The sequence below is a fragment of the Agromyces luteolus genome (assembly GCF_009729855.1).
GTDB classification, from domain to species: domain Bacteria; phylum Actinomycetota; class Actinomycetes; order Actinomycetales; family Microbacteriaceae; genus Agromyces; species Agromyces luteolus.
In genome coordinates, this window is record NZ_WODA01000017.1 from 106,224 (window position 1) to 129,428 (window position 23,205).

The 23,205-nt window shown below is 73.1% G+C and carries 22 protein-coding genes and 1 tRNA gene; 8 read left to right on the top strand and 15 right to left on the bottom strand.

From position 1 onward, the window contains the following. Nucleotides 1–117: 117 nt before the first annotated feature. The gene (locus tag GLX25_RS09210; RefSeq protein WP_155842202.1) at nucleotides 118–1,485 is read left to right on the top strand and encodes an NAD-dependent succinate-semialdehyde dehydrogenase; all 1,368 of its coding nucleotides are present in this window, start codon (nucleotides 118–120) and stop codon (nucleotides 1,483–1,485) included. Nucleotides 1,486–1,555: 70 nt separating this feature from the next. On the opposite strand, the gene glsA is transcribed toward GLX25_RS09210, so the two are convergent. Then, nucleotides 1,556–2,818 carry a glutaminase A gene (gene glsA, locus GLX25_RS09215; RefSeq protein ID WP_166548647.1) on the bottom strand — a complete coding sequence of 421 codons (1,263 nt, stop codon included), beginning with the start codon at nucleotides 2,816–2,818 and terminating at the stop codon, nucleotides 1,556–1,558. Next, nucleotides 2,815–3,180: an iron chaperone gene (locus GLX25_RS09220; protein WP_155842203.1), complete on the bottom strand. Its 366-nt coding sequence runs from the start codon at nucleotides 3,178–3,180 to the stop codon at nucleotides 2,815–2,817. The genes glsA and GLX25_RS09220 overlap by 4 nt, the downstream gene beginning before the upstream one ends. An 85-nt stretch (nucleotides 3,181–3,265) precedes the next feature. On the opposite strand from GLX25_RS09220, the gene GLX25_RS09225 reads away from it, so the two are divergent. Next, on the top strand, nucleotides 3,266–3,535 hold the full coding sequence (locus GLX25_RS09225; RefSeq protein ID WP_155842204.1) for an acylphosphatase: 270 nt from the start codon (nucleotides 3,266–3,268) through the stop codon (nucleotides 3,533–3,535). 37 nt (nucleotides 3,536–3,572) lie between these two features. Here the strand turns inward: GLX25_RS09225 and GLX25_RS09230 are convergent, their stop codons facing one another. Then, complete coding sequence (locus GLX25_RS09230; protein WP_155842205.1) at nucleotides 3,573–4,400, bottom strand: FHA domain-containing protein; 828 nt, start codon at nucleotides 4,398–4,400, stop codon at nucleotides 3,573–3,575. 194 nt (nucleotides 4,401–4,594) lie between these two features. Between GLX25_RS09230 and GLX25_RS09235 the strand changes: the two genes are divergently transcribed. Continuing rightward, a complete protein-coding gene (locus tag GLX25_RS09235; RefSeq protein ID WP_155842206.1) occupies nucleotides 4,595–4,954 on the top strand; it encodes an SPW repeat domain-containing protein in 360 nt (119 codons plus the stop codon). Here GLX25_RS09235 and GLX25_RS19360 read toward each other — a convergent pair. From GLX25_RS19360 to GLX25_RS09280, 9 genes are all read right to left on the bottom strand, one after another. Then, nucleotides 4,944–5,396 carry a hypothetical protein gene (locus tag GLX25_RS19360; protein ID WP_205719854.1) on the bottom strand — a complete coding sequence of 151 codons (453 nt, stop codon included), beginning with the start codon at nucleotides 5,394–5,396 and terminating at the stop codon, nucleotides 4,944–4,946. The two genes, GLX25_RS09235 and GLX25_RS19360, sit on opposite strands and share 11 nt — an antisense overlap. A 118-nt stretch (nucleotides 5,397–5,514) precedes the next feature. Continuing rightward, entirely contained in the window at nucleotides 5,515–7,146 is a 1,632-nt protein-coding gene (locus GLX25_RS09245; RefSeq protein ID WP_155842207.1) for a helix-turn-helix transcriptional regulator, read from the bottom strand. A 169-nt stretch (nucleotides 7,147–7,315) separates the two neighbouring features. Further along, nucleotides 7,316–8,506: a flavin-containing monooxygenase gene (locus tag GLX25_RS09250; protein ID WP_271192524.1), complete on the bottom strand. Its 1,191-nt coding sequence runs from the start codon at nucleotides 8,504–8,506 to the stop codon at nucleotides 7,316–7,318. Between the two features lie 153 nt (nucleotides 8,507–8,659). Then, a complete protein-coding gene (locus GLX25_RS09255; protein ID WP_155842208.1) occupies nucleotides 8,660–10,279 on the bottom strand; it encodes a helix-turn-helix transcriptional regulator in 1,620 nt (539 codons plus the stop codon). Between the two features lie 169 nt (nucleotides 10,280–10,448). Next, nucleotides 10,449–11,138, bottom strand: a complete 690-nt coding sequence (gene rplA / locus GLX25_RS09260; RefSeq protein WP_155842209.1) for a 50S ribosomal protein L1 — start codon at nucleotides 11,136–11,138, stop codon at nucleotides 10,449–10,451. Between the two features lie 150 nt (nucleotides 11,139–11,288). Beyond that, the gene (gene rplK / locus GLX25_RS09265; protein WP_155050323.1) at nucleotides 11,289–11,717 is read right to left on the bottom strand and encodes a 50S ribosomal protein L11; all 429 of its coding nucleotides are present in this window, start codon (nucleotides 11,715–11,717) and stop codon (nucleotides 11,289–11,291) included. A gap of 160 nt (nucleotides 11,718–11,877) precedes the next feature. Then, a complete protein-coding gene (gene nusG / locus GLX25_RS09270) occupies nucleotides 11,878–12,801 on the bottom strand; it encodes a transcription termination/antitermination protein NusG (RefSeq protein WP_166548648.1) in 924 nt (307 codons plus the stop codon). Nucleotides 12,802–12,867: 66 nt separating this feature from the next. After that, nucleotides 12,868–13,143 carry a preprotein translocase subunit SecE gene (gene secE / locus GLX25_RS09275; protein WP_166548649.1) on the bottom strand — a complete coding sequence of 92 codons (276 nt, stop codon included), beginning with the start codon at nucleotides 13,141–13,143 and terminating at the stop codon, nucleotides 12,868–12,870. A gap of 41 nt (nucleotides 13,144–13,184) precedes the next feature. After that, nucleotides 13,185–13,257, bottom strand: a tRNA-Trp gene (locus GLX25_RS09280). A 404-nt stretch (nucleotides 13,258–13,661) separates the two neighbouring features. On the opposite strand from GLX25_RS09280, the gene GLX25_RS09285 reads away from it, so the two are divergent. Together GLX25_RS09285 and GLX25_RS09290 are read left to right on the top strand one after the other, a co-directional pair. Continuing rightward, a complete protein-coding gene (locus GLX25_RS09285) occupies nucleotides 13,662–14,879 on the top strand; it encodes a pyridoxal phosphate-dependent aminotransferase (protein ID WP_166548650.1) in 1,218 nt (405 codons plus the stop codon). 14 nt (nucleotides 14,880–14,893) lie between these two features. Next, nucleotides 14,894–16,405: a deoxyguanosinetriphosphate triphosphohydrolase family protein gene (locus tag GLX25_RS09290; RefSeq protein ID WP_155842210.1), complete on the top strand. Its 1,512-nt coding sequence runs from the start codon at nucleotides 14,894–14,896 to the stop codon at nucleotides 16,403–16,405. Here GLX25_RS09290 and GLX25_RS09295 read toward each other — a convergent pair whose 3' ends face one another. The 3 genes from GLX25_RS09295 to GLX25_RS09305 all read right to left on the bottom strand — a co-directional run bounded on the left by GLX25_RS09295 (nucleotide 16,406) and on the right by GLX25_RS09305 (nucleotide 20,034). Next, entirely contained in the window at nucleotides 16,406–17,077 is a 672-nt protein-coding gene (locus tag GLX25_RS09295; protein ID WP_155842211.1) for a hypothetical protein, read from the bottom strand. Continuing rightward, a complete protein-coding gene (locus GLX25_RS09300; protein WP_155842212.1) occupies nucleotides 17,074–18,999 on the bottom strand; it encodes a peptidoglycan-binding domain-containing protein in 1,926 nt (641 codons plus the stop codon). The genes GLX25_RS09295 and GLX25_RS09300 overlap by 4 nt, the downstream gene beginning before the upstream one ends. Before the next feature lie 135 nt (nucleotides 19,000–19,134). Then, nucleotides 19,135–20,034: a LysR family transcriptional regulator ArgP gene (locus GLX25_RS09305; protein ID WP_155842213.1), complete on the bottom strand. Its 900-nt coding sequence runs from the start codon at nucleotides 20,032–20,034 to the stop codon at nucleotides 19,135–19,137. 70 nt (nucleotides 20,035–20,104) lie between these two features. Between GLX25_RS09305 and GLX25_RS09310 the strand changes: the two genes are divergently transcribed. The 3 genes from GLX25_RS09310 to GLX25_RS18840 all read left to right on the top strand — a co-directional run bounded on the left by GLX25_RS09310 (nucleotide 20,105) and on the right by GLX25_RS18840 (nucleotide 23,173). Continuing rightward, a complete protein-coding gene (locus GLX25_RS09310; RefSeq protein ID WP_155842214.1) occupies nucleotides 20,105–20,830 on the top strand; it encodes a LysE/ArgO family amino acid transporter in 726 nt (241 codons plus the stop codon). Between the two features lie 312 nt (nucleotides 20,831–21,142). Then, nucleotides 21,143–22,147, top strand: coding sequence for an isopenicillin N synthase family dioxygenase (locus GLX25_RS09315; protein ID WP_155842215.1), 1,005 nt, complete (start codon nucleotides 21,143–21,145; stop codon nucleotides 22,145–22,147). Nucleotides 22,148–22,333: 186 nt separating this feature from the next. Further along, the gene (locus GLX25_RS18840; protein ID WP_240898266.1) at nucleotides 22,334–23,173 is read left to right on the top strand and encodes a YciI family protein; all 840 of its coding nucleotides are present in this window, start codon (nucleotides 22,334–22,336) and stop codon (nucleotides 23,171–23,173) included. Nucleotides 23,174–23,205 lie beyond the last annotated feature (32 nt).

The window sequence follows — 23,205 nt, forward strand, 5'->3', positions numbered from 1 at the left end:
CCGCCGATGCGCCATCGCGTCGATCGCCTTCCCCGTCGATCCGCTTAGGCTTGGAGACGGCGTGCACCGTCGTCGCCGTCCGGGCTGACGAGTGCACCAATCACCCAGAGGAGTCCCATGACGAACTACGCCGTCGTCAACCCGGCCACCGGAGAGACGGTCAAGACGTTCCCGACCATCACCGACGCCGAGCTCGAGGCCGCGATCGCGAGCGCCGACGAGGCGCACCGCACGTGGGCCAAGTCGACCACCGTCGAGGAGCGCGCCGCCCTGATCCGCCGCGTCGGCGAACTGCACGTCGAGCGCCGGCAGGAACTCGCCGAGATCATCGTGCGCGAGATGGGCAAGCCCATCGAGCAGGCCCTCGGCGAGGCCGACTTCGCCGGTGCGATCTACGAGTACTACGCCGACAACGCGTCCGAGTTCCTGAAGGACGAGCCCGTCGCGCTGCTCGACGGCGAGGGCTCGGCGATCATCCGCCGCAGCTCGCTCGGGCCGCTCCTCGGCGTCATGCCGTGGAACTTCCCGTACTACCAGGTCGCGCGCTTCGCGGGCCCGAACGTGATCATCGGCAACACGATCATCCTCAAGCACGCCGAGCAGTGCCCCGAGTCGGCCGCTGCGATCGAGCAGATCTTCCGCGACGCGGGCGCCCCCGAGGGCGTCTACGTGAACGTCTACGCGTCGCACGACCAGATCGCGACCGTCATCGCCGACCCGCGCGTGCAGGGCGTCTCGCTCACCGGCTCCGAGCGCGCCGGCGCGGCCGTCGCGGAGCTCGCGGGCAAGCACCTGAAGAAGGTCGTGCTCGAGCTCGGCGGGTCCGACCCGTTCATCCTGCTCTCGACCGACGACCTCGACGCGACCGTGCAGAACGCGGTCGACGCGCGCCTCGACAACAACGGCCAGTCCTGCAACGCGGCCAAGCGCTTCATCGTGATCGACGAGCTGTACGAGCCGTTCCTCGAGAAGTTCACGGCGAAGATCGCCGAGGTCGAGGCGACCGACCCGACCTCGTCGGACTCGGCGCTCGGCCCGCTGTCGTCGCTGAAGGCCGCCGAGGGCCTCGACGACCAGGTCAAGCGTGCGATCGAGCACGGCGCCACGCTCGTGCACGGCGGTTCGCGCGAGGGCGCGTTCTTCCAGACCACGGTGCTGACGGATGTCACGCCCGAGAACCCCGCCTCGAAGGAGGAGTTCTTCGGCCCGGTCGCGCAGGTGTACCGCGCCGCCGACGAGGCCGCGGCCGTGCGCCTCGCGAACGACATCCCGTTCGGCCTGGGTTCGTACGTCTACACGACCGACCAGGAGCAGGCGATGCGAGTCGCCGACGGGATCGAGGCCGGCATGGTCTTCGTGAACCTCGTGCTCGCCGACGGCGCGGAGCTGCCCTTCGGCGGCGTGAAGCGCTCCGGTTCGGGCCGTGAGCTCGGCCGCTTCGGCGCCGACGAGTTCGTCAACAAGAAGATGATCCGCATCGGCTGATCGGCCGTCGCGCCATCGAAGCGTCCCGGGGCATCCGCTCCGGGGCGCTTCGCCGTCTGGGGTGCCGCGATCAGCGCCGGTCGGCGAGCCCGAACTGCTCGAGCACGCGGTCGGGCGCTCCGACGGCGTGAACCTCGATGCCGGCCGCCTCGGCCGCGGCGGCGGTCTCGCCGAGCAACTGCTCCGCGATGCCGGCGACGACCGTGACGTCGCCGAAGTCGAGCCGCACGACGCGGGCATCGGTGTGCTCCAGCACGCGCCCGACGTCGTGCACGATCTGCTCCGCCGCGATGAAGTCGAGCTCTCCGCGGAGGTCGAACGTGACCGTTCCGGCCGCCGCGTCGACGTCGACCTCCGCGACCGGCGAGACGGGTTCGACGATGTGGTCGAACATGTGCAGCCCGAACCGGTCGGAGAGCGCTTCGAGCATGGCGACGCCGCGGGCGCTGTTGCCGGCCTCGTCGAGCGGCGGCGAGTAGACGCCCACCCCGAACTCGCCCGGCCGCACGGCGACGATGCCGCCGCCGACGCCCGACTTCGCGGGCATCCCGACGCGGAAGGCCCACGCGCCCGACCGGTCGTACATGCCGCACGTCGCCATCACCGAGAGCGTGTCCCTGGCCGCACGCTCGCCGATCACACGATCGCGCGTGATCGGGTGCACTCCGCCGTTCGCGAGGGTGGCGCCCATGAGTGCGAGGTCCGCGGTGGTGACCCGCAGCGCGCACTGCCGGAAGTACGGGTCGGTGGCCGCGTCGACGTCGTCGGTCGCGAGCGATCCCGCCGCGAGCGCGAGTCCCGCCAGCGCACGGTTCCGGTGCCCGGTCTCCGCCTCGGACCGGTGCACGTCGTCGTCGAGGTCGAGCTCGCGGCCCGCGAAGCGGGAGAGCGCGTCGCGGATGCGGCGGAACCGTTCGTCGGCGTCGGCGGCGGGCACGAGCGACGTGGTCACGATCGCGCCGGCGTTGATGAACGGGTTCTCGGGCCGTCCGCGCTCGTCGAGGCTGATCGCGTTGAACGGTTCGCCGCTCGGCTCGACGCCGACGCGCTCGTGCACCGCGTCCGCGCCGAGCTCCTCGCACGCGAACGCGTACACGAACGGCTTCGACGCCGACTGGATGGTGAACGGGGCGTCGGCGTCGCCTGCGCCGTAGCTCCGGCCGAGCACGCTCGCGATCGTGACGCCGAAGGCCTCGCGGTCGGCGTCGGCGAGCTCGGGGATGTAGTCGGCGACCGTCCCCTCCGTGACGTCGGCGGCGACCTCGCGGAGGGTCTCCGCGAGGACGCGGTCGACCGCGGCGCCGAGCAGGCGCGGCCGGTCGTCGGCGCTCACGCGCGGCGGCGGCCGGATGCCGCGTCGATCTCGTCGCGGCGCAGGCTCACGAGGCGGCGCACGGCCTCCTCGGGCAGCGGATGCTCCGGGGTGAACCGGATGGTGCCCTTCGTGCGGTCGAAGCCCTCGAGCAGGTCGGCGGCCCCGTCGATCACGGCGGGGCTGAACGGGTAGAGCCCGATGTGCGCCGTCGCCTCCATGACTGCGAGGAGCGGCTTGCCGGCGTACCGCAGCGCGGGCATGCCGTAGCTGCGTCCCTCCTCGGCGTCGGGCACGACCTCGCGTGCGATGAAGTACACGCCCTCGATGCTCGATCGCGCCGGCTCGTGGAGCCCGGCGACGTACTCGGTGACCTCCCCCATGCCGGTCATCGTACGCGTGCGGCTCGGGCGCGGCATCCGTGCGGTCGCGCGGCACGCGGTCTACCCTCGTCGCAGAGGGGGTCGCATGATCCGGCAGCGCGTCATCGTCCACGGCCGCGTCCAGGCGGTCGGCTTCCGGTTCAGTGCGCGCGTCGAGGCGCAGCGCCTCGGCGTCTCGGGCTGGATCAGGAACCGCAACGACGGCGCGGTCGAGGCCGAGATCGAGGGCGAGGAGGCATCCGTCGCCTCGATGCTCGCGTGGCTCGACGAGGGCCCGCCCGGCGCCGACGTCACCTCGCTGAGCACCGCCGACCGCGAGCCGATCGGCGAGCGCGGCTTCCGCGTCCTGAGCTGACGGCGAGCGGATGCCGCGGCCGCGGGCACCGCGAGGGTCATGGCGTGCTCGGCGAAGGTTCCTGGCCGCCCGTGACGTACCCGGTGAGGGTCGCGACGCCGAACGCGACGGCGACGCCGCCGACGCCGAGCACCAGCACCGTCACGATCGCGGCGACGGACACCGGAAGCCCGCGTCGCCGCTTCGGGACCTCGAATCCCATCGGCGCGGTCGTACGGGCACCGGTGGGCGGCGGGCGCGGGTCGGCGTCCGGGGTGCGGGACGCGTCCGGGGCGCTGGGCGCCACGACCGCACCCGGCACGCCGCCCACGGCCGGCAGCGGCGGCGGTTCGGGCACGCGCGTCACGGCGTCCTTCGTGAGCTGGACGAGCGCGGCCGCCATGCCCGTGAGCGGTGCCGCGATCCACGGCGCGACCCCGGTCAGGCCGGTCGTGAGCTGGACGAGCACGACGACCCCGAGGAGCATGAGGTTCACCAGCGCGCCCACGACCACGGCGCGCCAGATCCGCACACGGCCGCGTCGGGGCACGACGTGCGGCACGGGCCGCTCGCGCGGCCCCAGGTACGACAGCTCGATCGAGCCGAGCGTGACGAGGTCCCCGTGGTGGAGCTCGTGCGGGCCCGCGGCGGCCCCGCCGTTCACGGCGGTGCCGTTCGTCGAGCCCGCGTCCTCGATCGTCACGGTGTCACCCGTGCGCACGAGCCGGGCGTGCCGACGGCTCACCCCGTCGACATCGAGGACGATCCCGCACGACGGGTCGCGGCCGATGACGGTCGGACCGGGCGGGACCGCGAGGCGTCGCCCTCCCCACCGGCCCCCGACCACGAGGAGGGTCGGTTCCGGTGCTGCGTGCTGTGGTGACATCCGATCGCCTGCCGGCGGCCGCCGGCGGGACGCCGCGGCCACCCGTCGAGCGTACGCCGTGGGGTCGCCCCGGGCCACCTGCGCGACGCCGGCGGCGGTGCGCGACTTCCGTCCATTGACCGGACGGTCGGTCGGGAATACCGTTGAGGTGACACCCAGATATGGGAGCCGCCACCTGGAGGAGGTTGGTTTCTATGAAGAAGTGGACGCGATGGGAAGACTGGGTGGCGATCGCCGCCGGTCTGGCAGTCGCACTGTCGACGATGTTCCTCACTCCGATGGGAGCATCCGTCTCGATCATGGTCGTGCTGGGCGCGCTGCTCGTCGTCTCGGGCATCGTGAACCTCGCCTGGCCCGGCATGGTGGCCATGGAGTACGTGCAGGGCGGACTCGGCATCCTCCTGATCATCTCGCCATGGGTCGGCCGCTACGTCGAGACGGGCGCCTTCGGCCCCGCGTGGATGTCGTGGATCTGCGGCGCGATCGTCGTGATCGTCGCCGCCCTCGCCATCCGCCCCGCGATGCGCGCGCACCACGACGCGATCACCCACTGATCGTCGCGGTCGCCCGCTGAGCGGGCCGAGCCGGGTGCGGCACCGGCGTGCCGCGCCCGCGCGGGGGCCGATCGGATGCCGCTGCCGGACGCGCCGGCACGCGGCGCCGCGGCATGCCCGGGGCCGGGGCCGGGGCCGGGGCCGCGGACGAGGCTGGCGAGGCGGGGATCCGGACGCCGCCGCGCCCGCGGTACTCGCGCACGCACAGCACGAGCATGATCGCCGAGGCGACCAGGTAGAACGAGTGCAGCAGCCAGATCGGACCGAACGGCAGGCTGAACACGTACACCGAGTACACGGCGTTCGCGCCGTTGATCATGACGATGCTCCCGAGGCTGTACGACCCCACGTCGTGCGTGCGGAGGGCCTTCCACACCATCGGCAGGTTGGCGGTCGCGAACACGACGGCCGCGACCGTTCCTGCGAGCACCGGGACATCCATGTTCGCGACGCTACGGGGGCCGGCGTCGCGCCGCGTCGGGAGAAGCACGCAACTTCACGGCGGACGCCGATGGGTCGTTCTACCCATGCCCGGCGCCATCCGGCCGCCGCCGCCGCCGTCAGACCAGGCGGTGCTCGAACGCGTACGCCGTCGCCGCCGCCCGGCTCGGGACGTCGAGCTTGGCGAAGATGTTGCTGAGGTGCCGGGCCACGGTCTTCTCGCTGAGGTGCAGTTCCGACGCGATCTCGCGGTTGGTGATCCCGCGCGTCACCAGCCGCAGCACCTCGACCTCCCGGCCGGTGAGGGGCCGGTCCCCGTACCGGCCCGCGCCGCGCTCCCGGAGGAGGGCCGCGAGCGCCGGCTCCGCGCCGAGCTCCGCGAACGCCGCCTCCGCGAGGTCCTCCTCGAGCTCGGCGGCCTCGTCCTCGTCGAGGTCGCGGCGCGCCCGCGCCATGAGCACGCGGCACCGCGCGACCTCGTAGGGCGCCCCGACCTCGACCCACGCCTCGCGGGCCGCGCGCAGGCGCGCGAACGCCCCCGACGCGTCGCCGGCGGCGAGCCGGACCTCGCCGTCGGCGTAGGCGGTGATCGCCCGAAGCATGACCGACGCGTTCACGACGTGCATCGCGGCCAGCTCGTCCGCGCCGGCCCGCGCGGCATCGAGGTCGCCCGCCGCCACCTCGATGCTGACGATCGCGGGCAGCAGGTGGCAGCGGGTGGCGGCGTCGGCGCTCTCGGCGCTCCGCCGGATCAGGCTCTGCGCGAGTTCCACTCGCCCCTCGTCCAGGCGCAGCAGCGCCAGCCCGGGCTGGGGATCCCACCCGGATTCGGCGGCCTTCGCGTACCTCGCCTCCGCCTCGTCGACCTCGCCCCGCAGGCGCAGCACCTCGGCCTGCTGGTAGTGCGCGCCGAACGCGGCACCGAAGTCGCCGGCGAGCAGTCGATCCTCGGCGAGCCTCGCCGCCGCCATCGCGTCGGTCCAGGCGCCGTGCAGGCGGAACAGCTCGGCCCGGTGCGCATGGCACTGCCCGCTGAACGCGACGAGCGACGGCTGGTCGCGGCACCACCGGTCGAGCGCCCGCGTCCACTCGACCGCTCGGGCGAGCTCGAAGGTCAGGTGGCAGTAGCCGATCACCGCGCAGTACACGATCCCGGATGGCACGGGGCCGACCTCGCCCGCGGTGACCGAGACCATGACCTCGTCGAGCATCCGGATTCCGCGGGCCGGATCGCCGGCCATGATCACGGCCTGGCCGCTGCCGAGCAGCGCGAGGGCCGCGACATCCGGATCGCCCGTTCGCTCGGCGATCTCGCCCGCGCGGCCGAAGAGCTCGAGCGCCCGGCCCGCATCCCCCGCGTAGAGCGCGCCCAGGGCCTCGGGGATGAGCACGAACCCGGCGACCGCCCCCGGCTCGTCGAGTCGTTCGACGAGCCGCGTCGCGCGAGCGAGCCATCCCATGCCCTGCGACGGGTTGCCGGAGTCCATCGACTCGAGGCTGATCCAGGTCGCGATGTACGCGGCGCGGTCCGGGCGTCCGGCGGCGAGGTGGGCCTCGTGTGCGAGCGTCCCGATCTCGATGGCGCGCTCGCCGTGCCCGACGAGGTTGCAGGCCATGGCGTATCGGTCGAGGTCGTCGCCCGACATGGCGTCGGCGCCGTCCTCCGCCCGCCCGAACCACTCGACGGCATCGCTCCACCGGCGCTCCGCGTACGCGGTGCGCGCCTGCTCGAGACTCGTCGAAGCGACCATCGCCGTGGGGCCCGCCCGATCGACCGGTCGGCCGCCGGCTCCCGCCCCTCCGCGAACGGTACCGCGCACCCCGGGAGGCGGCAAGGCCGCCATGGCGGCCGCGCGCGGCCCCGACCGCGCGGCGGCAGCGGCGGTCCCGGCGGTCCCGGCGCCGCCGGGCCCGGCCCGATCAGGCCGCCGCGTGCGACGGCGCCGGTGGGGCATCCGCGCCGACTACGACCTCCGGCGTCGCGGCGATTCGCTTCGCGATCCACCGTGCGTCCCGACCGACGCCGACGAGCGTCCCCGAGCCCTCCGATCGCAGGAGGTGCTGCCCGAGCAGGTAGATGCCGGGGGCACCCTCGACGGCCCCGTGGTCGTGCCGCGGCCGTCGCCCGCCCTCGAACGCCGGGAGATGCACCCAGCCGAAGTCCTCCTCGAAGCCCGTGCACCAGATGACGCTCGCGACGTCGAGCGCGGTCCCGTCGACGACCGGCCGGCCGGCCTCGACGCCGGTCGTCCTCGGCACCATGCGCACACCCGCGGCGGCGAGCTCCCGGCGCCGCACGCGGATCAGCGGTTCCGCGCGGCCGTGCCGGCGCGCGAGCATCCTCCGCCCCAGGGGGCTGCCCGCGGTCGCGACGTACAGGCCGAAGAACCGGACGATGGGGAAGCCGAAGCGCGCTGCGGCACGGCCGTGCCGGAACGGCAACTCTCCGCTCGGGCGACCCGAGATCCAGGTCTCATGCGATCGCGACACGTCGAGGGCGATCTCCGACGCCGAGTTCCCGAAGCCGACGACGAGGACGCGCCCGTGCGCGAGCCGACCGGGATTGCGGTACTCGTCGGAGTGCAGTGCGACGATGTGCGGAGCGAGACGGTCCGCGAACTCCGGGACGCGCGGCACCTGATGTGGCCCCGTCGCGATCACGACGTTCGCCGCTCCGAATCGCCGTCCGTCGTCCGTCGTCAGCACGTAGCGGGTGCCGACCGCATGGAGTCCGAGCACCCGTGTCCCGGTCACGACCGGGAGCGTATTCGCCGCGGCGTACCGCTCGAGGTAGTCGGCGAACTCGTCCTTCGACGGGAACGCGAACGGGTCGTCGCCCATCGGCGTGCCCGGCAGGCCGTCGTACTTCGCCGGCGTGTTGAGCCTGAGCGAGTCCCAGCGCCGTCGCCACGCCTCGCCGACACGCTCGTGCGCGTCGAGGATCACGTGATCACGACCCCGCATCGCGAGTTCGGAGCCGATCGTCAGGCCGGCCTGCCCGCCGCCGACGACGACCGTGTCGTGCTCCTCGATCCCGTTCGTTGCCGCGTCGGCGACGAGACGCGGCGTGCCCGTGGCATCCATGATGTCCTCCGCTTCCGAGTCCGGCACGGAACCGGGCTCCTCGGCATCACGGTAGGAATCCCGTCGCGCCGCCGCGTCGGCCGGATCACCCATCCGGCGCGGCGGCCGATGGGCAGAACGATGCACGGACCGATCGGGGCCGGGCGGGTCCGAGCCCGGCCGACGGGCGAGACGGCCTCGTCAGACGAGCCCGTGCTCGTACGCGTACGCCGTCGCCGCCGACCTCGACGCGATCCCGAGCTTGCCGAAGATGTTGCTGAGGTGCCGCGCGACCGTCTTCTCGCTGAGCGAGAGCCGCTGGGCGATGCCGCGGTTCGTCAGCCCGGTCGAGACGAGCCGGAGCACCTCGACCTCCCGCTCGGTGAGCGCCCCCGTGCGGCGCTCCCCCATGACCTCGGCCAGCTCGGCGAGCGCCGGTTCGGCACCGACCGCCGCGAACACCTCGCGTGCCGCCCCGAACTCGGCGTCGGCCGCCGCACGATCGCCGAGCGCGCGCAGCGCGCGCCCCGCGAGGACCCGGGCGCGCGCCCGCTCGACGGGAGCGTCGACCGCGAGGAAGCGCGCCGACGCGTCCCGGGCCGCGTCGAGCGCACCCTGCGCGTCGCCCTCGGCGAGGAGCACCCGGGCCTCGGCCGACGCGATCATCGCCTCGAGCATCGGCGTCGGCATCGACGCGCTCGCCGCACGCAGGTCGGCGAGCGCCTGCCGCGCCGCGGCCGGGTCGCCAGCCGCGACCTCGATCTCGATGAGGGCGGGCAGCACGAATCGCCGCGTGAAGCCGTCGACGCCGGCGGCGTTCCGCCGGATCTCCGCCTGCGCCGCCTCGGCCTGCCCGGCGGCGAGGCGGAGCAGCGCGAGGCCCGGCTGGGGTTCCCACCCGGATTCTCCGGCACGCCGGTACGACTCCTCGGCCGCCCGGAACGAGCCGCGCAGCCGCTGCAGTTCCGCCGCCGAATACGGCGCGCCGTAGACGGCCCGGTAGTCCCCCGCCCGGAACCTGCCGACCGCGAGCTCGCTCGACGCGGCGGCCTCGTCCCACGCCCCGCGCACGATCTGCAGCGCCGCGCGCAACGCGTGCCGCTGTCCGCTGAACGTGACGAGCGACGGCTGGGCGCGGCACCATCCGTCGAGCAGGTCGAGCCAGGCGTCGGCGCGCCCGAGGTCCTGCGCCATCGTGGCATCCGAGATGAGCGCGCAGCAGATGACCCCCGTCGAGAACGGTCCGACCCGGCCCGCCTCGATCGCCGCGATCGCGCGGTCGTAGCTCGCGAACCCGTCCGCGACCTCGCCCAGCTCGATGAGCGACTTGCCGAGCCCGAGCGACGCGTTCGCGTCGAGTTCGCCGTCGTCGTACTCCTCGGCGACCGCTCGCACCTCCTCGAACGTCCGACGCGACTCCGCGGCGTCCCCGCTGCCGAGTTGCGCGACGCCCGGTCCCATCCGGGCGAACGCGATGAGCCGCGGGTCGCCGACCGTGCTCGCGACGCGCATCGCGCGCGCCGACCAGGTCACCGAGCCCGAGAAGTCCCCGAGCTCGATCATCTCGAGGGCGAGCCATCCGGCGACCCGTCCGGCCGCCGCCGGATCGGAGGCCACGAGGTGCTCCGCGTAGGCGCGCGACGCGGCATCCACCGCCAGCGGCGGCTCACCGCGCAGCAGCGCGGCCGTCGAGAGCAGCTGCAGGTCGGATGCCGCGAGCCCGCCGTCCGCGTCGGCGCGACCGAGGTACTCGACCGCGTCGGCCCAGCGCCGATCCGCCGCCGCAGCGCGGCCGGCGTCGAGCGTGCTCGGCGAGGTCATCTCCGCTCCCCCCGGCGGCCGCTCCCGGGCACCCGGGCGCCTCGGCCGTCGTGGTGGAACGTACCGCCGCTGCCGTCGCCGCCGCAACGACGACGAAGGGCCCGCCGGCGAACCGGCGGGCCCCTCGTGATCTCGATGCGCGCGTCGCGCGCCTCGATCAGCGGGTGTCTCAGATGGCGTTGACGTCCAGCGGGATGCCGGGGCCGAACGTGGTCGACACGGCGCCCTTCTGGATGTAGCGGCCCTTGGCGCTCGACGGCTTGAGGCGCACGACCTCCTCGAGGGCGGCCGAGATGTTCTCGTTCAGCTGCTCCTGCGTGAACGACGCCTTGCCGACGACGAAGTGCACGTTGGCGTGCTTGTCGACGCGGAACTCGATCTTGCCGCCCTTGATGTCTTCCACGGCCTTGGCCGGGTTCGGGGTCACGGTGCCGGTCTTGGGGTTCGGCATGAGGCCGCGCGGACCGAGGACCTTGCCGAGGCGGCCGACCTGGCCCATGAGCTCGGGGGTGGCGACGGCCGCGTCGAACGCGGTGTAGCCGCCGGAGACCTTCTCGATGAGCTCGGCGCCGCCGACCTCGTCGGCGCCAGCGGCGATCGCGGCCTCGGCCGCGGGACCGGTCGCGAAGACGATGACGCGGGCGGTCTTGCCGGTGCCGTGCGGGAGGATGACGGTGCCGCGCACCATCTGGTCGGCCTTGCGGGGGTCCACGCCGAGCTTCAGCGCGACCTCGACGGTCGAGTCGAACTTCGCCGAGCCGGTCTCCTTCGCGAGGGCGACGGCGTCGGTCGGGGTGTAGTACTTGCCGGCCTCGATCTTCTCGGCCGCGGCCCGGTAGGCCTTGGACTTCTGTGCCATGTTGGTTCTCCTAGCGAGAGTGTGGTCATCGCGCCTGGCGGGCGCTGCCACGAATGAGAGTTCTGGTGAACGGATGCCTCGTGGCATCCGTCGGGGTCTCGGTCTCGATACGCGCTTCGCGCTACTCGACCACCGACACCACCGGCGGTCTTACTCGACCGTGATGCCCATCGAGCGAGCGGTGCCCGCGATGATCTTCGACGCGGCGTCGATGTCGTTGGCGTTGAGGTCGGCCATCTTCGTCTCGGCGATCTCGCGGACCTGGGCGGGCGTGATCTTGCCGACCTTGGTGGTGTGCGGGACGCCCGAGCCCTTGGCGACGCCGGCGGCCTTCTTGATGAGCTCGGCGGCGGGCGGGGTCTTCAGGATGAAGGTGAACGAGCGGTCCTCGTAGACCGTGATCTCGACGGGGATGACGTTGCCCCGCTGAGCCTCGGTGGCCGCGTTGTAGGCCTTGCAGAACTCCATGATGTTCACGCCGTGCTGACCCAGGGCCGGGCCGATCGGCGGGGCCGGGTTGGCGGCGCCGGCCTTGATCTGAAGCTTGATCAGACCAGTGACCTTCTTCTTCGGTGCCATGATTTCTCTCTTCCTGTTTCGAACGCCCGACCGGAACGGCCGGGGCACTCTCCCGCGATCCCGGCGGTTCCGGTCGCGGTGGCCTGTTGTGCGATGTGTCCTGGACGCAGCACAACCCTCCGATGATACCGGAGGGTTGCTGCGGGGGGCCTGAGAGCCCCTAGAGCTTGGTGACCTGGTCGAAGCTGAGCTCGACCGGGGTCTCGCGCTCGAACAGCGAGACGAGGACCGTGAGCTTGCCGCTCTCGGGCTTGATCTCGCTGATCGTGCCGGGCAGGCCCGCGAACGAGCCGTCCTTGATGGTGATGGTCTCGCCGATCTCGAAGTCGACCTCGGCGGGGATCTGGCGCGCGGCGCCGCCCGCGGCGGCACCCTTCGCGCCCTTGGCGGGCGCGACGTCCTTGATGTCGACGAGGCTCTTCAGCATGTTGAAGGCCTCCTCGAAGCGGAGGGGGGTCGGGTTGTGGGCGTTGCCCACGAAGCCGGTCACGCCGGGAGTGTGGCGGATGACCGACCAGCTCTCCTCGTTGAGCTCCATGCGGACGAGCACGTAGCCGGGCACGCGCACGCGCGTGACCATCTTGCGCTGGCCGTTCTTGATCTCGACGACATCCTCCATCGGCACCTCGACCTGGTGGATGTAGTCGGCCATCGCCATGGTCTCGCGGCGCTGCTCGACGTTCGCCTTCACGCGGCGCTCGAAGCCGGCGTAGGAGTGCACGACGTACCACTTGCCCGGGAGGAAGCGCAGCTCGTTGCGGAACGCCTCGTACGGGTCGTGGTCCTCGTCCTCCTCGGTGACGGCGTCGAACGCCGCCTCGGCCTCGTCGGCGGAGTCGATCTCGAGGGCGTCGTCGACGACGGCGTCGGCCTCGGGGTCGGTCGCCTCGGCGATCGCGTCGAGGACGGCGTCGAGGTCGACGTCGTTGCCCTCGTCGTCGACGACGTGCACGGCGCGGTGCTCGGCCGGCTCGACGGAATCCTCGTCGCGCTCGAGCGAGTTGCCCTCCTGCGCCTCGTCCTCTTCGGAGGACTGCTCCGCGGCGGTCGCCCAGTCGACGTCCTGGCGCTCGTTCTTCGACACTTCCTCAATCCTTCTTTCTGCCGTGCCGCCGGAACCCGGCGGGCAGGTGTCGGGCCGACGGCCCGATCAGACCCCCGGCGTTCCGAAGACGAAAACGACCAGCCATGAGAAGACCTGGTCGAGCCCCCAGACGATCGCCATCATGATGGCCACGAAGACCAGCACCACCGCGGTGAAGCTCGCAAGCTCCTTGCGCGTCGGGGTGACGACCTTCTTCAGCTCGCCGATGACCTGTCGGATGAACAGGGCGATCCGCGCGAAGGGGTTGCGCCGCGCCGCGCTCTCGCGCTTGGCATTGGCGACGACTTCCTCGCTGGGTTCGTCGAGTACTTTCCGGGCCACCTCGTACACCTTTCATGGGCCGGCCTTCGCCGGCCGGCTCGCAGGGCGGACAGGACTCGAACCTGCAACCTGCGGTTTTGGAGACCGCTGCTCTACCAATTGAGCCACCGCCCTAAGCGATCCGGCTGGCCGGATCACCTCGGGTCGAAGCCACCCCGATCGGCGACCACGTCGGGCAGGCCGCCCGCCGTGAAGGCGCGTTCGATCTTGGCTGACTTCAACAACCTCACCAAGTGTATGCGACTCCGGAAGGTGCGCCAAACCGTGGCCGACCCTCGACCGCCGACCGGCGATCGTGGGGGCGGGACCGAGGACACGGGACGTACGTCCCTCGCGTCCGGCGGCGACCGGCGTATCGTGGCGCATGTGACCGCTTCCCGGCGGTGCACGGAGGTTTCGGGGAGCGCGCCTGTGGGGGCAGGCGCCGGACGCCGCGGCTCGGGGGAACAACCGCCGCGGCGTCCCTCTCTGACCGATCCACCGCTGACGCGCGCGGGCCCGAGCCGTAGGCTGGAGTCGTGACCGATCAGCGCCGTCTCTCCGCCCGCATCTCCGCCATCGCCGAGTCCGCGACCCTCAAGGTCGATGCCAAGGCCAAGGGCCTCCAGGCCGAGGGGCGGCCCGTGATCTCCTACGCTGCGGGCGAGCCCGACTTCCCCACCCCGGCGCACATCGTCGAGGCCGCGCTCGAGGCGGTCCGCGACCCGCGCAACCACCGGTACACGCCCGCGGCCGGCCTCCCCGACCTGCGTGCGGCCGTCGCCGAGAAGACCCTGCGCGACTCGGGGCTCGAGGTCGGGGCGAACCAGGTCGTGGTCACCAACGGCGGCAAGCAGGCCGTCTACCAGGCCTTCCAGGTGCTGCTCGACGACGGCGACGAGGTGCTCGTCCCGACGCCGTACTGGACCACCTACCCCGAGGCGATCAAGCTCGCCGGCGGCCGGCAGGTCGACGTGTTCGCCGGCTCCGAGCAGGGCTACCTCGTCACGGTCGAGCAGCTCGAGGCCGCACGGACCGAGCGCACGCGCGCGCTGCTGTTCGTGTCGCCGTCGAACCCGACCGGAGCGGTCTACCCGCCCGAGCAGGTGAGGGCGATCGGCGAGTGGGCGCTCGAGCACGGCATCTGGGTCGTGACCGACGAGATCTACCAGAACCTCACCTACGCGGAGGACCCGGAGGCCGCGCCGCCTCGCGCGCTCTCGATCGTCGAGGCCGTGCCGGGCCTCGCCGACCAGGCGATCCTCGTCAACGGCGTCGCGAAGACCTACGCGATGACCGGCTGGCGCCTCGGCTGGATGGTCGGCCCGGCCGACGTCATGAAGGGCGCCGCGAACCTGCAGTCGCACCTCACGTCGAACGTGTCGAACATCTCGCAGCGTGCCGCGATCGCGGCCCTCACCGGCCCGCAGGAGCCCGTCGAGGAGATGCGACGAGCGTTCGACCGTCGTCGCCGCACGATCGTCGCCGAGCTGTCGAAGATCGACGGGATGTCGGTCCCGGTGCCCGAGGGCGCGTTCTACGTCTACCCCGACGTGTCGGGCCTCCTCGGCCGCGAGTGGGGCGGCGTGACGCCGACGACGTCGCTCGAGCTCGCCGACCTCATGCTCGAGCGGGCCGAGGTCGCCGCGGTCCCGGGCGAGGCGTTCGGCCCGAGCGGCTTCCTCCGGTTCAGCTACGCGCTCGGCGACGACCCGCTCCTCGAGGGCGTGCAGCGGCTGCAGGAGCTGTTCTCCTGACCGAGGTCCCGTCGATGGATCGCGCGGCGCGACGCACGCCCGAGCCGCGGAGCAGCGCGGACGTCGTCGGCGAGCACTCGCAGTACCGCCTCGACCTCGAGCGCGTCCGGTTCTCGCCGTACTTCTCGCGCCTCTCGGCCGTGACCCAGGTGATCGGGCAGCCGGGCGCCGGGCCGCTCATCCACAACCGGCTGACGCACTCGATCAAGGTCACCGCGGTCGCCCGCGCGATCGCCGTGAAGATGACGGATGCCGCGTCGCCGACGCGCGGGTTCGCGCTCGCGCACGGCTGCGACGCCGTGGTCGTTCAGGCCGCCGCGAGCGCGCACGATCTCGGCCACCCGCCGTTCGGGCACCTGGGCGAGCGCGTGCTCGACCGGCTCGCCCGCGACACGCTCGGCCTCCCCGACGGGTTCGAGGGCAATGCTCAGACGTACCGGATCGTCACGACGCTCGACGTCAGCGAGGTGGCGCCGCGCGGGCTCAACCTCACGGCCGCGGTGCGGAGTGCCGTGGCGAAGTACCCGTGGACCCGCCACGTGGACGTCGCGGCCCTCGGCGACGGGCCGTTGCCGCGAGGGTTCCGTCGCACGGACCGCGGCGTCGACGTGCTGAAGTTCTCGGCCTACGGGATCGACGCCGCCGACCTGTCCGAGGCCCGCGACGGGCATCCGCCCCTTCGGCAGTCGCTCGAGTGCTCGATCATGGACATCGCCGACGACATCGCGTACTCGATCCACGACGTCGACGACTTCCACCGCGCCGGGCTGCTCGGGCAGGGCGCCGTGGCGCGCGAGTTCCGCGGGTGGATCGAGACGGGCCTCCACCTGCGCGACCTCGACGACGAGCAGCTCGCCCGGCGCAGCGCGCCGCCGGGCAGCGCGCTCGAGGCCCTGCGTCGGAAGCTGCACGCCTCCGACCCGTGGATCGCCGGCGACGAGGCGTTCCGCGCCGCAGTGGGCGTGGTCGCCGACGACCTCGTCGACGGACTCCTCGCGAGCCCGTTCGACGGCTCGATCGCGGCCGAGCGCGCCCTCTCGTCGTTCACCAACCGCTGGATCGACCACCTGCAGTCGTCGGTCGTGCCCGCACCCGAGGGCATCGCACGGGCCGGCCTCGTCACGCTCGACGAGCGCGCCTGGCACGAGGTCGAGATCCTGAAGTTCGTGCACCGGCACTTCATCCTCGACCGCTCCGACATCGTGATGTACCAGCGCGGCCTCAGCCGGGTCATCACCCGTGCGGTGAAGGGCCTCACGGCGTGGCTCCGCGACGAGGACGACCGGGATCGCGTGCCGCTTCGGCTCCGCGAGCTCGTCGAGATCGCGACCGACGGCTACGCCGAGCTGCGGAGGGCGCGGCCGGAGGCCGTGCCGGTGCCCGAGGCGGCGGACGTGACGGCGCTCGGGGTCGGTCGTGGCGTGATCGACTACGTCGCCTCGCTCTCCGACGACCAGGCCCTCGCGGTCTCCGAGGCGATCGACGGACGCCCCGACCGGCTCTGGGACATCGGCCAGAACCTCTGATCAGTCCGGCGGCTCGGTGGCGACCTCGACCGCCACGGAGGTGCCGGCCGCGACGATCGCGAACCGCACGACGGTCTGCACCGCGGCATCCGAGGGAAGCCCCTCGCCCGCCGGCGGGAGTTCGAGCGACCAGCCGGGCTCCGCACGCACGCGGCCGCCGGCATCCAGGGGCGCGGACGCCTCGCCCGCGAGCGCGCCGTCGGGCATCCAGCCGTAGCGCGTCACGACGGCGTCCGACAGGTCGAGCTCGAGCCGGTGCGTGCCGAGCAGCTCGAGGCGCCCCCGCTCGGCGTCCAATCCGATCGCGGCCACCGGGAACGCGCCCTGCCGCTCGAGGAGGTCGCGACCCCGGGCGACCAGCTCGGACCAGGCCGGGTCGTCCGCGGGGTCGAGGCCGGCGACCTCGACCGCGGACCCGTCGCCGAGTTCGAGGGTCTCGCTCGCCGCGCCGGGTCGTCGGATGGCGCCGGGCGCGGGCGCGGCCTGCGCGCGTTCGACGAGCGCCCTCAGGTCGTCGACCTCGTCGTCGGCGATGGCGCCCTCGAAGGAGCCGACGGCGCCGACGGCGACCGACCGCCATCCCGCGAGGCGGCCGTCGGGGTCGACCTCGACGGTCTCGTACTCGGCCGGGACGCGTCGGCCGTCGGCGCGGACGTAGCGGAGCAGGGTCATCGTTCCTCCCCCCGGAACGTGCCGCCGAGCGTTCGCCCGAGGATCCCGAGGAACTCGGCGACGTGGCGGGGCTCGGCACCGTGGTCGTGGATGTCCGGCGCTCGACCGGGGTCGCCCATGATCGAGCCGCTGGTGTACGTGAAGACCTGGATCGTCTCGTAGCGGTCGGCCGAGTCGCGGAGCGACCGGTCGAGGTCGGTGATCAGGTCGGTGGTCAGCGTGTACGCCGGCAGCGCGGGAAGCGCCGGCACCCCCGGCGACGCGGGCACCGCGGGCAGCGCCGGTGCGACGCCCCCGAGCGGCAGGGCGGCGTAGGCCGCGACGACGCGCTGCGCGAACGCTCCCATCGTCACCCCCGCCGCCGCCGTCCGGGCGTTGGCGGCGTTGCGCGCCAGCATAGCCGCCTGCAGGTTCGCGGCGATCGTGGCGGGAGCGACACCGGGCGGACCGGTCGTCGCCCCGACCGGCGGCTCGTGCCCGGTGATTCGCACGTAGTCGCCGGGGCGCTGCTGGTACTCGTCCTGCAGGCCGATCAGGTGACCGAACTCGTGCGGCACGGTCGACGCCGAGTCCGGGTCGTTGCGGAACCAGGTGCCGGCGTCGGATCGGCCGTTGCCCGCGACCACGTTGACGGTCATCGCGGCGGGTCCGCTCCCGCGGACGAGGCGGAACTCGAGTTCCACCCGCTGCGGGGGTGCGTCCCGGACCGCGGCGAACCGGTTCCAGACGCGAGGCACGTGCGAGAACCACACCTCCCTCGGCGCGAGACCGGTGAAGTTCACCGCCACGGTCACCACCATGCGGTCGCCCGAGATCTCCCACGAGTAGCGGGACGCATTGCCGCCCGTGTTCCCGAACGTCGCTCCGCCGACCTCCTCGGTCCACTGGCGTTCGATGAACCCGACGGTCGATGCGGGAGCGACCGCGTCGAGCGCCGTCCAGGTGGCCGCATCGGCGATGCCCGACGCCGGCAGCGGAGGCACCCGCCCGGTCTGGAACGCGCGGACCGCCGATGTCGTCAGCGGTCCGAAGACCCCGTCGACGGCGAGCGCCGGCGACGCGCCCGCCGTGTTCAGCTTCTGCTGCAGCTCGCGCACCGCGGCGCCCCGCAGGATGCCTCCGGCCCCGACGACCGGATGCAGGCTCGTGCCCGGCACCTGCACGCCGAGCGGATTCGCCGTGCCGCTCGCGGTGTGCTGCTCGACCGGGGTCGCGCTCAGCCCCTCGAGCGCGATGAAGCCGCCCGGCCTGGCGGTGTCGAGCACGCGCCAGACGTCGGCGTCGATGATGCTCGTCGGCAACCGGTGCAGGACCAGCACCTCGATGGCGATGATGGCGGGCTGCATCTCGGGGCCGTAGACCGCGTTGACGACGAGGCGCGGCGAGATGCCGAGGGCGTTCAGCTTCTGCTGGGCGAACCCGACGTCGACGTGATCGGCCCCGGGGGCGAGGACCGCGCGGACCGGCGCCGGCAAGGCCGCGAAGGCGCCGTCGAGGGAGGTCCAGGTGGCACCGTCGAGCACGCCGGTCGGCGGGATCCCGCGCGCTCCCTGGAACGTGCGGACCGCGCCCTCGGTGAGCGGGCCGTACTGCCCGTCCTCGACGAGCGGGCCGGCCGAGGCCTGCAGCCTGCTCAGCTTGCGCTGCGCCTCCTTGACGAACTCGCCGCGCGAACCCGCGCGCAGCGTCGGCTTCGCCGGCGGGACGACCGGCTGCCGCTGGACCTGCAGCAGCCTGCTGACCACGGCCCCCTGGCGCCCGCCGTTGCCGACGAGCCGCTGCAGGCCGATCGCCCAGGCCGGCGGCACCGCGGGGGACGCGCGCGTCCGTCCCGCGTCGAGCGGGCTCGCTCGGGACGCGCTGCGTCCCGTCGGGCTCGGCGCGCCGCGTCGATGGTCCCCGACCGCGCGTTCGGAGGACATGTCGGCATTCTGTCCACTCCCCGGGTCGGCCACGTGCCCGATCGGGCGGACCCGAGGGCAGCGGGTGCGGCCGACTCCCGGACGCGACGGCGTCGGGCCGCGAGCCGCGCCTCCGGCCGGAGGCGCAACGGCGGATCAGGACGCGGGCTCGAGCGCGCGCCGGGCGTCGCGCGTGAGGCCGTCGGCGATCGCGTCGAGCAGCGGCGAGCCCAGGTTCCACTGCTGCCAGTGCAGCGGCACGTCGACGGGCGGTCCGCCGAGCGCGACGAGCCGGCCGTCGGCGAGCTCGGCATCGGACTGGAACCCCGGGAGGAGCCCCCACCCGAGCCCGAGCTTGATCGCGGTCGCGAAGTCGTTCGACGCGGGCACGAAGTGCCGCGGCGGATCCGTGGCATCCGCGCCGACGAGACGCAGGTACTCGCCCTGCAGGTCGTCGCGCCGGTCGAAGTCGACTCGCGGTGCCGCGGCGAGCGACGCGGCATCCGCCCCGCCCGGACACCAGCGCGCGACCCAGGCCGGGGTCGCGACCGCGGTGTACCGCATGACGCCGAGCGGGCGCACGAGGCATCCGGCGACCGGCGTCGCCTGCGAGGTCACGGCGCCCATGACCGTGCCGGATTCGAGGAGGCCGGCCGTGAAGTCCTGGTCGTCGCGGTGCAGGTCGAAGACGACCGCGTGGGTCTCGGCGATGCGTGCGAGCGCGGGCAGGAACCAGGTGGCGAGCGAGTCGGCGTTGACGGCGAGCGGCACGGTCGTGGGGCGAGCGGATGCCGCGTCGTCGCCGCCGAAGGCGGCGAGCGCGTCGTGTTCGAGCAGCGCGAGCTGACGCGCGAGACGCACCACGGCGGCACCGGCTTCGGTGGGCCGGACGGGCTTCGAGCGCACGACGAGCACGCGGCCGAGGCGCTGCTCGAGCTGCTTGACTCGCTGCGAGACCGCCGACGGCGTGACGCGGAGCTCGGCGGCGGCGGCCTCGAACGTGCCGCCGTCGATCACCGCGGCGAGCGTGCGCGCGAGGTCGAGCGGAATCTGCATGAAGCAATGCTAATGCTGGTGAAGAATCCTGAGCTGGATTTCAGTGGGGCGACGACATAGCTTCGAGCACATGGAACTCTCCGTGCTCGCCGCCGGCCTCGGTCTCGGCTTCTCGCTCATCATCGCCATCGGCGCGCAGAACGTGTTCGTGCTGCGCCAGGGGATCCGGCGCGAGCACGTGTTCGTCGTCGCGGCGATCTGCACGGTCTCGGATGCGCTGCTCATCGTCGCGGGCGTCGGCGGCATGGGGGCGATGCTGCAGGCCATGCCATGGCTCGTGGGCGTCGCCCGCTGGGCGGGCGCGATCTTCCTCGTCGGGTACGCGCTGCTCGCCGCGCGTCGCGCGCTGCGCGGCAGCGACGAGGGGCTCCGGGTGCAGGAGGACGCGACCGATGGTCGAGGAGCGCGGATCGAGGATCGAGAGCCTGCACGGGGTGGTCTCGATACGGGCGCTGGCGCGTCCTACTCGACCACCGGGGTGGCGATGACCGCGGTCCGAACCCGGAGCGCGGTCCTCCCCGTCGTGCTCACGTGCCTCGCCCTCACCTGGCTGAACCCGCACGTCTACCTCGACACCGTCGTACTGCTCGGCTCCGTCGGCGCCACGCACGGCGACGCCCGCTGGACCTTCGCGCTCGGCGCGGTCGTCGCGAGCGCGGTCTGGTTCTTCGCCCTCGCGTACGGCGCGCGCCTGCTCGGCGGCGTGCTCGCGAGCCCCCGAGCGTGGCGCGTGCTCGACGGCATCATCGCGGTCGTGATGCTCGCGATCGCCGTCTCGCTGGTGCTCCCCGCCTGAACTGGGGATTGCGGGGCACGCCCCGAGGCGTGCTAGCGTGTCCGCCATCGTGAGTACTGACACCTGTCGCTGCTGTCGCCGCTAGGCGATCGTCCTCCCCGACGATCCCAGGGCGCGATTCCTCACGCGCCGCCGACCGCAGCCCAGCTCACGCCGCATCCGACGCGTCCGCGTCAGCCCAGCGGCATCCGTCTCGAGACCCGCTCCCTCCGATGGAGGACACGAGACCGGATGCCACGGGCAGACGTCCAAGGATGCCGGGGCCGCATCGTCGGCGCACCACCCTCCCGGCACCCTCGAAAGGACCAGCACATGTCCGGCATCCCCGTCCTCGACCTCTCCCTGCTGAACGGCACGCCCGAGCAGCAGGCGCAGTTCCGCGACGAACTCCGCCGCGCGACCCACGAGGTCGGCTTCTTCTCGCTCGTCGGCCACGGCGTGCCGGCCGAGCTCATCGACCGCGCGTACGAGGTCGCCCGCGCGTTCTTCGCGCTCCCCGAGTCGCACAAGCTCGCGATCGAGAACGTGAAGAGCCCGCACTTCCGCGGCTACACCCGCATGGGCGGCGAGCGCACACAGGGTCGCGTCGACATCCGCGAGCAGATCGACATCGGCGCCGAGCGCCCCGCCGTCCCGGTCGGCCCCGACACCCCCGACTACCAGGTGCTGCAGGGCCCGAACCTCTGGCCCGAGGCGCTGCCCGAGCTGCGCGAGGTCGCCGAGGAGTGGATCCGCCGGCTCGACGAGGTCGGCACGCGACTGCTCCGCGCCTGGGCCGAGGCGCTCGGCGCGCCATCCGACACCTTCGACGCGGCGTTCGCGACCCCGTCGCCGTACATGAAGATCGTGCGCTACCCCGGCGTCGAGGCCGAGCAGCCGGCCCAGGGCGTCGGCGCGCACAAGGACCTCGGCGTGCTCACGCTCCTCTCGGTCGAGGAGGGCAAGGCGGGCCTCCAGGTCGAGAAGGACGGCGAGTGGATCGACGTCACGCCGCCGGCCGGCTCGTTCGTCGTGAACATCGGCGAGCTCCTCGAGATCGCCACGGGCGGCTACCTGAAGGCGACGCTGCACCGCGTGGTCTCGCCCGAGCCCGGCACCGAGCGCATCTCGATCCCCTACTTCCACGGCCCGTCGCTGGACGCGACGATCCCGACGATCGACCTGCCGCCGGCGCTCGCCGCCGAGGCGCCAGGCGTCACCCAGGACCCGGCGAACCCGCTGCACGCGGTGTTCGGCGAGAACTGGCTGAAGAGCCGCCTCCGCGCCCACCCCAACGTGGTCGAGGCGCAGCACCCGCGCCTGCTCGTCGGCGCCTGAGCCTCGGATGCCGCGTCCGCGCCGGGCGGGCGCGGCATCCGCTTCACCGGGACCGGCACCCGCCACCCCGGCCCTCTCTCCGAGAGCGTGTACGATCCGTGCACGCCCCACCCCGGCGGACGTGTCGAAATCGGGTTCCCCCGTTCGTCGTACGTGCGTAGCGTGACCGAGAGAAGGGATTCCGTCATGGAGTACGCACTGTTCTACGCCGAGGGCGCCGACGCGCTGCCCTACGATCCCGCCCAGGACGACGTGGGCGAGTGGGTGGACGACGTCGAGGCGCGCGGCGTCTCCGAGTACGGCGAGCGGCTGCGGCCCGAGCAGGATGCCACGACCGTGCGCGTGCGCGGCGGCGAGGTGCTCGTGGTCGACGGCCCGTTCACCGAGTCGAAGGAATCGATCGGCGGGTTCGACGTGATCGACGCCCGCGACCTCGACGAGGCGATCGAGGTCGCGTCGAAGCATCCGGTGGCGTCGTTCGGACGCGTCGAGATCCGGCCGTTCGTGCGGTGGCCCGACGCCGCCCCGGGCTCCCGGATCGTGCCGCCCGGCTTCGCCGACCGAGCGGTCGAGGGGCGTCGCTACCTCATGCTCGTCGTCGTCGAGCCCGGCGGCGAGCGCGCCGCGGCCGACGGCCGCCCTGTGGAGGACGACGGCCCGGAGGCGTGGGTGCGCGAGATGGACGGCCGCGGCGTGCGGCTCTTCGGCGAGGTGCTGCGGGGCCCGGCGGATGCCACGTTCGTGCGGCGCCGGCACGGCGAGGTGCTCGTGACCGACGGCGGATTCGCCGAGGCGAAGGAGTGGATCGCGGGCTTCGACCTCATCGAGGTGCGGGGCGGTCTCGCCGAGGCGATCGAGGTGGCCTCGAAGCATCCGATGGCGCGCGGCGGCGCGATCGAGCTCCGTCCGATGTGGCCGTTCGACGTGCACGAGGACCACGTCGCGCGTGCCGGGCGGGAGGCCGCGGAGCGCGGCGTCCGACGCGAGCCGGCGGCGTCCGAGGTGCTCGCGGAGGTCGCGCGCTGACGGGTCGGGCGGACGACGCGGGCGCCGTCGGG

What these genes read in the sequence shown, in the direction of transcription:
- GLX25_RS19360 (WP_205719854.1), bottom strand. Translation starts at nt 5,396, where the DNA reads ATGGATGTCCCGGTGCTCGCAGGAACGGTCGCGGCCGTCGTGTTCGCG.
- GLX25_RS09220 (WP_155842203.1), bottom strand. Translation starts at nt 3,180, where the DNA reads ATGGGGGAGGTCACCGAGTACGTCGCCGGGCTCCACGAGCCGGCGCGA.
- GLX25_RS09235 (WP_155842206.1), top strand. Translation starts at nt 4,595, where the DNA reads ATGAAGAAGTGGACGCGATGGGAAGACTGGGTGGCGATCGCCGCCGGT.
- rplA (WP_155842209.1), bottom strand. Translation starts at nt 11,138, where the DNA reads ATGGCACAGAAGTCCAAGGCCTACCGGGCCGCGGCCGAGAAGATCGAG.
- GLX25_RS09300 (WP_155842212.1), bottom strand. Translation starts at nt 18,999, where the DNA reads ATGTCCTCCGAACGCGCGGTCGGGGACCATCGACGCGGCGCGCCGAGC.
- GLX25_RS09245 (WP_155842207.1), bottom strand. Translation starts at nt 7,146, where the DNA reads ATGGTCGCTTCGACGAGTCTCGAGCAGGCGCGCACCGCGTACGCGGAG.
- GLX25_RS09255 (WP_155842208.1), bottom strand. Translation starts at nt 10,279, where the DNA reads ATGACCTCGCCGAGCACGCTCGACGCCGGCCGCGCTGCGGCGGCGGAT.
- rplK (WP_155050323.1), bottom strand. Translation starts at nt 11,717, where the DNA reads ATGGCACCGAAGAAGAAGGTCACTGGTCTGATCAAGCTTCAGATCAAG.
- GLX25_RS18840 (WP_240898266.1), top strand. Translation starts at nt 22,334, where the DNA reads ATGGAGTACGCACTGTTCTACGCCGAGGGCGCCGACGCGCTGCCCTAC.
- GLX25_RS09310 (WP_155842214.1), top strand. Translation starts at nt 20,105, where the DNA reads ATGGAACTCTCCGTGCTCGCCGCCGGCCTCGGTCTCGGCTTCTCGCTC.
- GLX25_RS09210 (WP_155842202.1), top strand. Translation starts at nt 118, where the DNA reads ATGACGAACTACGCCGTCGTCAACCCGGCCACCGGAGAGACGGTCAAG.
- GLX25_RS09230 (WP_155842205.1), bottom strand. Translation starts at nt 4,400, where the DNA reads ATGTCACCACAGCACGCAGCACCGGAACCGACCCTCCTCGTGGTCGGG.
- GLX25_RS09305 (WP_155842213.1), bottom strand. Translation starts at nt 20,034, where the DNA reads ATGCAGATTCCGCTCGACCTCGCGCGCACGCTCGCCGCGGTGATCGAC.
- GLX25_RS09225 (WP_155842204.1), top strand. Translation starts at nt 3,266, where the DNA reads ATGATCCGGCAGCGCGTCATCGTCCACGGCCGCGTCCAGGCGGTCGGC.
- GLX25_RS09295 (WP_155842211.1), bottom strand. Translation starts at nt 17,077, where the DNA reads ATGACCCTGCTCCGCTACGTCCGCGCCGACGGCCGACGCGTCCCGGCC.
- GLX25_RS09290 (WP_155842210.1), top strand. Translation starts at nt 14,894, where the DNA reads ATGGATCGCGCGGCGCGACGCACGCCCGAGCCGCGGAGCAGCGCGGAC.
- GLX25_RS09315 (WP_155842215.1), top strand. Translation starts at nt 21,143, where the DNA reads ATGTCCGGCATCCCCGTCCTCGACCTCTCCCTGCTGAACGGCACGCCC.